We start from the raw sequence: 7,376 nt of genomic DNA on the forward strand, positions 1-7,376 counted from the left end.
CGCGCCCGCGCCCTCCGTGCCGCGCCCCGCAGCGGCCGGCCCCACGCCCGCGGGTGAGATGAAAAGCTCCTGATCCGATCGGGTCGGAGATGACGAAAAGCCGGGCCTGCGCCCGGCTTTTTTCATGCCCTGCCCTGCCCCGCGCCGGTCAATCCACGCTTTGCAGCGCGCAGCGGTAGATGTGCCATGTCGCGTGCCCCAGCACCGGCAGCACCACGAACAGCCCCACAAGCCCCGGCAGCATCCCGAGAAAGGTCAGCGCCGCGATGGTGAGCCCCCAGGCCAGCATGACGCGCGGATTCTTCCGCACCACGGCGATCGAGGTCAGCATCGCGGTGACGAAATCCAGCTCCTTCTCCAGCAGAAGCGGCAGCGACACCGCCGTCAGGCAAAACAGCACGAAGGCGAAAACCGCCCCGAAGGCGCTTCCCACCACGAGCATGATCAGCCCCTCGGGCTGCAACAGGTAGGCGTAGGAGCTGGTGACATTGGTCAGCGCCGAAGGCCCGAGGAAGAGCGCAAAGAGCATATGCGCGAAAAAGGACCAGAACAGGAAATAGACGATGATCACCCAGGCCATGCTGGGAAGCTGCCGCAGGCGCTGGCGCCAGATCACGCCGAAGATGTCGTTGCGCGCCCACTCCGCCTGCCCCGCCTCAAGCCGCCGCGAGACCTCGTAGAGGCCCACGGCCAGGAATGGCCCGATCAGCGGGAAGCCCACGGTGATCGGGATCGCCCACCAGACCTGGTCTGTCACGAAGAAGAAGACGTAAAGCAGCCAGCCGCCCACCACGTAGACATGGGAAAAGAAGAGCCCCATCATCGGCTTGCGCCGGAAATCCCGCAGGCCCGAACGCAGGGCGTGGCCGATGTCGCCCATCGCCATCTCGCGCAGCTCGGGCAGTCTAGAGGGCGCCAGCGGCGCCCCGGTCAAGTCGCTCATGGCCAATCCTCCCTGACCAGGTCGCGCGTCCCGCGGAAACTGTAGACCGGCGCGCGCGCTCCCGCCAAGGGGGATCAGGGATCGGGCGGCGTCCTCTGCCCCGGCCAGTCGGTCGCCGCGTGATAGGCACGCCCCAGCGCAAGAAGCTGCGCATCCGCCCCCGGCGCGCCGATCAGCTGCACCCCCGCGGGCAGGCCCGCCGCACCAAAGCCCGCCGGAAGCGCCAATGCGGGCAGCCCGCCCAGGCTGGCAGGCACCACCACCTCCATCCAGCGGTGATAGCTGTCCATCGTCACATCCCCGATCCGCTCAGGCCAGCGATCTTCGACCGGGAAGGGCCAGACCTGTGTCGAGGGCAGGACGACCGCGTCGCAGGTCTCGAACATCGCGCGCGCCGCATCCAGCCAGGCCGCCCGCGTCTCGGTCGCCCATTGCACCTGGGCGCCCTTCAGCGCGAAACCGTGGCTCACTTCCCAACGCGCCTGCGCGGGCAGCAGCGCCTGCCGGTATTCGTCGCGCCAATGCACGCCGAGGGTCAGCGCGACGGCGAACTGGCGCAGGGTCACCCAGGCGTCCCAAAGCGCCCCCGCCGGATAGGGCGGTGCCAGCGGCACCACCTCCCAGCCCAGCCCCTCCATCACGGCCAGCGCCGCCTCGGACTGCGCCAGGATGCCTTCCTCCATCGGATAGGCCCCGCCCCAATCGGCCAGCCAGCCGATCCGCGGCCTTGCGGGCACCCTGCCCGAGCCGGGGCGATAGGCCCCGTCCGACAGCACGGCCAGCAGCCGCTCCAGGTCCTCGATATCGCGCGCCATCGGCCCCTCGGTCGACAGCCGGTGCTGAAAGACGGTCTCGCGCGCCTCGCCCGGCACAAGCCCCGCCGTGGGCCGGAAGCCGTAGACATTGTTCCAGGCGGCCGGGTTGCGCAGGCTGCCCATCATGTCCGACCCGTCGGCCACCGGCAGCATTCCCAGCGCCAGCGCCACCGCCGCCCCGCCCGAAGACCCGCCCGCGCTCCGCGACAGGTCATAGGGGTTGCGCGTCGCACCATAGACCTTGTTCACCGTGTGCGAGCCCAGCCCGAAGGCCGGCACGTTGGTCTTGCCGACCACGATCGCCCCCGCGGCCCGCAACCGCCGCACCAGCCCGTCATCGACCGTGGGCACATTGCCCTTCAGGATCGGCGAGCCCCAGGTCGAGGGCACGCCCTTGACCCCCACCAGGTCCTTGACCGCCACCGGTATCCCGTGGAGCCACCCTTCGGGCGGCATCGCCTCGGCCAGCCGCGCCTCGCCCATCAGCGCCTCGCGGTCCCTGAGTGCCACAACCGCGTTCACCGGCCCGTTCACCGCGTCGATCCGCCCCAGCACGTCGCGCATCAGATCGACCGGCGACAGCTCGCGCCGCGCGATCCTGCCGCTCAGTTCCGATGCCCCCAGGCGCCACAGCTCTCCCATCGCGCACCGCTCCCCTGCTTCTCCGTTTCGAAAATATCCCCGCCGGAGGCTCCCGAACCCTCCAGCCACTCCAAGGCCCGAACCTGGGCGCAGCAGGGCCACATGCCCCCCTTGCCCGCGCGAGCGGCCCCGCAGGGGCCCGAGCAAGGGCGACGCCGGGTCGGGCGCGCAGCGCCCGAGGATCAGTCGGCCCGCGCCTCCGCCCGGCTCTTGCCCGACACGTCCATCGCCAGAACGCTCGCCATCACCCCGTCGAGATCGCCATCCAGCACACCCGAGGTATCGCTCGTCTCGTAGCCCGTCCGCAGGTCCTTTACCATCTGGTAGGGCTGCAACACGTAGGAGCGGATCTGGTTGCCCCAACCCGCATCCCCCTTGTTGTCATGCGCCTCCTGGATCGAGGCGGTGCGCCGCTCCAGCTCCATCTGGTAGAGCCGCGATTTCAGCGCCTTCATGGCGATGTCGCGGTTCTGGTGCTGCGACTTCTCCGAGCTTGTCACCACGATCCCGGTGGGCAGGTGCGTGATCCGCACCGCCGAGTCGGTCGTGTTCACGTGCTGGCCGCCCGCCCCCGAGGAGCGATAGGTGTCGATCCGGATCTCGGAGGGGTTCACCTCGATCTCGATGTTGTCGTCGACCACCGGGTAGACCCAGACCGAGGCGAACGAGGTCTCGCGCGTGCCCTTGCCGAAGGGCGAGATCCGCACCAGCCGGTGCACACCCGATTCCGACTTCAGCCAGCCATAGGCGTTCGGCCCCTTGATCTGGTAGACCACCGACTTGATCCCGGCCTCGGTGCCGGGGCTCATGTCCTGCTGGTCCACCTCGAAGCCGCGGCCCTCGGCCCAGCGGACATACATCCGCGCCAGCATCTGCGCCCAGTCGCAGGCCTCGGTGCCGCCCGCGCCCGCGTTGATCTCGAGGAAGGCGTCGTTGCCATCCGCCTCGCCATCGAGCAGCGCCTCCAGCTCCTTCTTCGCCGCCATCTCGACCAGCTCGGTCAGCGCCGCCTCGGCCTCGGCCACGACCTCGGCGTCATCCTCCATCTCGCCCAGCTCGATCAGCTCGGCATTGTCCGCCAACCCCGAACGGATCGCCTCGTAGGTGCCCATCCGGTCGACCAGCATCTGCCGGTCGCGCATCAGCTTCTGCGCGCGCGCGGGATCGTCCCAGAGCGTCGGGTCCTCGACACGGGCGTTGAACTCCTCCAGCCGGTGCGGCGCGGTCTCGATGTCCATCCGCTGCCCCAGCAGGGTCAGGGATTTCCGGATCTTCTCGATATTGGCTTGCGTCTCGGCGCGCATCTGGCTCGGCCTCTTCCTGTCGTTCAGTCCCGGAGATATATCAGCCCGCCCGCGCGCCACAAGCCCGGCAGGCCGGGCATGGCACGGGCCTTCACGTCACGGCGCGCAGCGGGGAACCGGTCCACCGCCCACCGCAGGCTGCACCAGCCGGCCCACAGCGCCTTGTAGGGTGGACAAGCCTGCCCGACGGCCACCAGCCGTCAATACAGCCCGCCCGAACTCAGCGTGCCGAGGCTTGTGCCGGTGGGCACACGCGCGGCTTCGCCGGTGGATGTCGTGACGGTCTGGCCCTGGTCGGGGGCTGCCGCGGCCTCGCCCTGCCCGTAAAGCGGCAGGTCCGAGCCCATGCCCCATCCGCCATCGATGATCGACAGGATGCCGAAATAGGGCTCCTCGCCCTCGCGGAACAGCTCGTAGACCACGTTGTCGCCCTGCGCGCCGTCCTGCAGGCGCTGGCCCGAGAAGCGATCGATGGGGTAGAAGGCCCCGCCCTCGGGCACCTCGAAGGCGCCGCCGCCGTATTCGCGGATCGCCTCTTGCATGAACTCGTTGAAGACCGGCCCGCACATCCCCCCGCCCGAGGCCCCGCGGCCCAGCGGCTGCGGCTGGTCGTAGCCGATGTAGCAGCCCGCCGCGATGGAGGAGGTGAAGCCGACGAACCAGACGTCGCGCGCCTCGTTCGTGGTGCCGGTCTTGCCCGCGGCGGGCACCGGCAGGTTGACGGTCGAGGCCGCAGTGCCGCGATCCACCACCCCCCGCATCATCGAGGTGAGCTGGTAGGCGGTGACCGGGTCCATCACCCGCTCGCGGTTCGACACGATGGCGGGCGCAAGCCCCGGCTCGAGCGAGGCGAGCTGGCAATCGGGGCACAGGCGCTGGTCGTGACGGTAGACCGTGTTGCCCCAGCGGTCCTGGATCCGGTCCACCAGCGTCGGCTCCACCCGCTCGCCGCCATTGGCGAACATCGCATAGGCCGCGACCATGCGGAACAGCGTCGTCTCCTGGCTGCCCAGCGAGTTGGCAAGGAAGGGCTGCATGTCGTCATAGACCCCGAACCGCTCGGCATAGCGGGCCACCGTCTCCATGCCCACGTCCTGCGCAAGGCGCACCGTCATCAGGTTGCGGCTCATCTCGATCCCGGTGCGCAGCGGCGAGGGACCGTAGAACTGGTTCGAGGCATTGGTCGGCCGCCAGATGCCCTCGGCCGTCTCCACCTCGATCGGGGCGTCGAGCACGATTGTGTTGGGGCTGTAGCCGCTGTCGAGTGCCGCGGCGAAGACGAAGGGCTTGAAGCTCGAGCCCGGCTGCCGGGTCGCCTGCGTGGCGCGATTGAAGCTGGAATGCTGGTAGGAGAACCCGCCCTGCATCGCCAGCACCCGGCCGGTGTTCACATCCATCGCCATGAAGCCGCCCTGCACGCCCGGCACCTGCCTGAGCGTCCAGCGCAGGAAGCTGCCGTCCTCGTCGCGCGTCATGGCGCGCACATGCACCACGTCGCCCACCGACAGGAGATCGCCCGCCACCCGCGCCTGCGGCCCGGGGTTGCCGTCCTCGTCGACCGGCCGCGCCCAGGTCACGTCCTCGGCGGGGATGAAATGACCGTCCGCGTCCTCCTCCACGCCCTCGATGCCGATGCGCGCGGCACTCGCGCCGACCTCCAGCACCACGGCGGGGAACCAGCCGTCGATGTCGCGCGCGATGTCCGCCCGCGCCAGCGCCTCGCGCCAGCTTGCCTCGTCCTGCAGCTGCGCGGGGTCGATCCGGTCCACCGCCCCGCGCCACAGGCCGAGGTTGCGGTCATACCGCTCCAGCGCGCGGCGCAGCGCCCGCTCGGCCACGCGCTGCAGGTCCTCGTCCATCGTGGCGCGCACGGCATAGCCGCCGGTGAAGAACTCGTCCTCGCCGTATTGCGCCGAGAGCTGGCGGCGGATCTCGTCGGTGAAGTAGTTGCGCGGCGGGCGCGCGGTGCGGAACGGCGCGATATGCCCGCCCTGCACCGATTCCAGCGGCCGCTCGGTCGCGCGCTCCATCTCGTCGCGCGAGATATAGCCGTTCTCGAACATCTCGCGCAGCACGTAGTTGCGGCGGCTGATCGCGCGGTCGTAGTCGCGCACCGGGTGGAAATTCGACGGTGCCTGCGGCAGCGCCGCAAGATAGGCCGCCTGTTCCAGCGTCAGATCCTCGAGATTGGCGTTGAAATAGGTCTGCGCGGCGGCGGCCACGCCGTAACTGTTCTGCCCGAGGAAGATCTCGTTCAGATACAGTTCGAGAATGCGGTCCTTCGACAGCGCCGTCTCGATCCGGGCGGCAAGGATGATCTCGCGCACCTTGCGCTCGATGGTGCGCGAGCCGTCGAGCAGGAAGTTCTTCATCACCTGCTGCGTGATGGTCGAGGCCCCGCGCACGTCGCGCCCCCGGCTTCGCACCGCCTCGACGAAGGCGGCGGCGATGGCGCGCGGGTCGTAGCCGCCATGCTCGTAGAAATTCCGGTCCTCGGCGCTGACGAAGGCATGCGAGATGCGCGCCGGGATCTCGTCGGCGGGCACGAACAGCCGCCGCTCGGCGGCAAACTCGTCCACGATCATGCCTTCGCGCGAATAGATGCGGCTGATCGTGGGCGGCGTGTAATTGGCCAAGGCCTCGTGATCGGGGAGATCATGGGAATACATGTAGAGCAGACCGCCCACCGCGATCGCCACGGCGACGATGCCGAGCGTGACGGCGGTGAAGATCGCGCCGAAAAAGCCAATCGTGAATCGGATCATGAGCCACTGCCCGTTCCTGTTGCCAAGCCTATACAGGCCGCGCCCCGCCCGATCAAACACCATGGGCGGCTTTCCGCCCCGCAGGCGCATCACCATGTTGTGCGCATGACCGGACCCGATGACATCCGTCCCGCCTACGAGCGCGAGGCCGCGAGATGGGCCCGCGAACGCAACCGCGACCTGAGGGAAGCGCCGGCGCTGACCCCTACTGCCGGACCAGCGACATGCGCGCTGCATCCGCATCGGCCCAGCCGAGGATGCCGTCGACCAGCGCCGCCTGCATCTGCGCGCGCCAATCCGCATCGAGGATGTTGCGCAGGTCCCGCTCGTCCGACATGAAGCCGATCTCCAGCAGGACCGACGGGATATCGGCCGCCCGCAGCACGGTGAACCCCGCTTCGCCCAGCGGACGCGAGTGCAGCCGCAACTCGCCCTCGGCGATCCCGGCGACAAGCGCCTCGGCCAGGGCCCGGCTGCGTGGAGCGGTCTCGAGCCGGGCAAGGTCCATCAGCACGCCCGCCACCACGTCATCGGCCCCGTGCAGGTCGATCCCCTGCAACAGGTCGGCGCGGTCATGTTGCTCGGCGAGGGCCTCGGCGGCGGCATCCGAGGCGGTTTCGGACAAGGTATAGACCGTCGCCCCCCGCGCCACCCCCTCGGCCAGCGCATCGGCATGGAGCGACACCAAGAGGTCGGCGTCGGCCGCGCGGGCCAGCGTCACGCGGGTCGGCAGCGGCACGAACATGTCGCTGTCGCGGGTCAGCACCACCTCGACACGGCCCGTCCGGCGCAGCGCGTCGCGCAGTTCGCGCGCGAAGGTCAGCACCAGATCGGCCTCGGTGTGATCGCCGCGCACGGCGCCCGGATCGACGCCGCCAACCCGCCGATCAGCAGCGTTTCCAGTCCC

The 7,376-nt window shown here is 69.5% G+C and carries 5 protein-coding genes; all 5 read right to left on the reverse strand.

Annotation, left to right across the window (positions count from 1 at the left end):
• Positions 1-148: 148 nt before the first annotated feature.
• Positions 149-943: a DUF2189 domain-containing protein gene (locus QQK83_RS18275; protein WP_284266743.1), complete on the reverse strand. Its 795-nt coding sequence runs from the start codon at positions 941-943 to the stop codon at positions 149-151.
• Between the two features lie 74 nt (positions 944-1,017).
• A complete protein-coding gene (locus QQK83_RS18280; protein ID WP_284266745.1) occupies positions 1,018-2,400 on the reverse strand; it encodes an amidase in 1,383 nt (460 codons plus the stop codon).
• 182 nt (positions 2,401-2,582) lie between these two features.
• Positions 2,583-3,704 carry a peptide chain release factor 2 gene (prfB, locus tag QQK83_RS18285; RefSeq protein WP_284266747.1) on the reverse strand — a complete coding sequence of 374 codons (1,122 nt, stop codon included), beginning with the start codon at positions 3,702-3,704 and terminating at the stop codon, positions 2,583-2,585.
• A 200-nt stretch (positions 3,705-3,904) separates the two neighbouring features.
• Positions 3,905-6,469 carry a penicillin-binding protein 1A gene (locus QQK83_RS18290; protein ID WP_284266749.1) on the reverse strand — a complete coding sequence of 855 codons (2,565 nt, stop codon included), beginning with the start codon at positions 6,467-6,469 and terminating at the stop codon, positions 3,905-3,907.
• 205 nt (positions 6,470-6,674) lie between these two features.
• Positions 6,675-7,376 (reverse strand): N-acetylmuramoyl-L-alanine amidase family protein (locus QQK83_RS18295; protein WP_284266751.1); only part of this gene is annotated, 702 nt, incomplete at its 5' end.

The organism is Roseicyclus amphidinii (genome assembly GCF_030163755.1).
GTDB classification, from domain to species: Bacteria; Pseudomonadota; Alphaproteobacteria; order Rhodobacterales; family Rhodobacteraceae; genus Roseicyclus; species Roseicyclus amphidinii.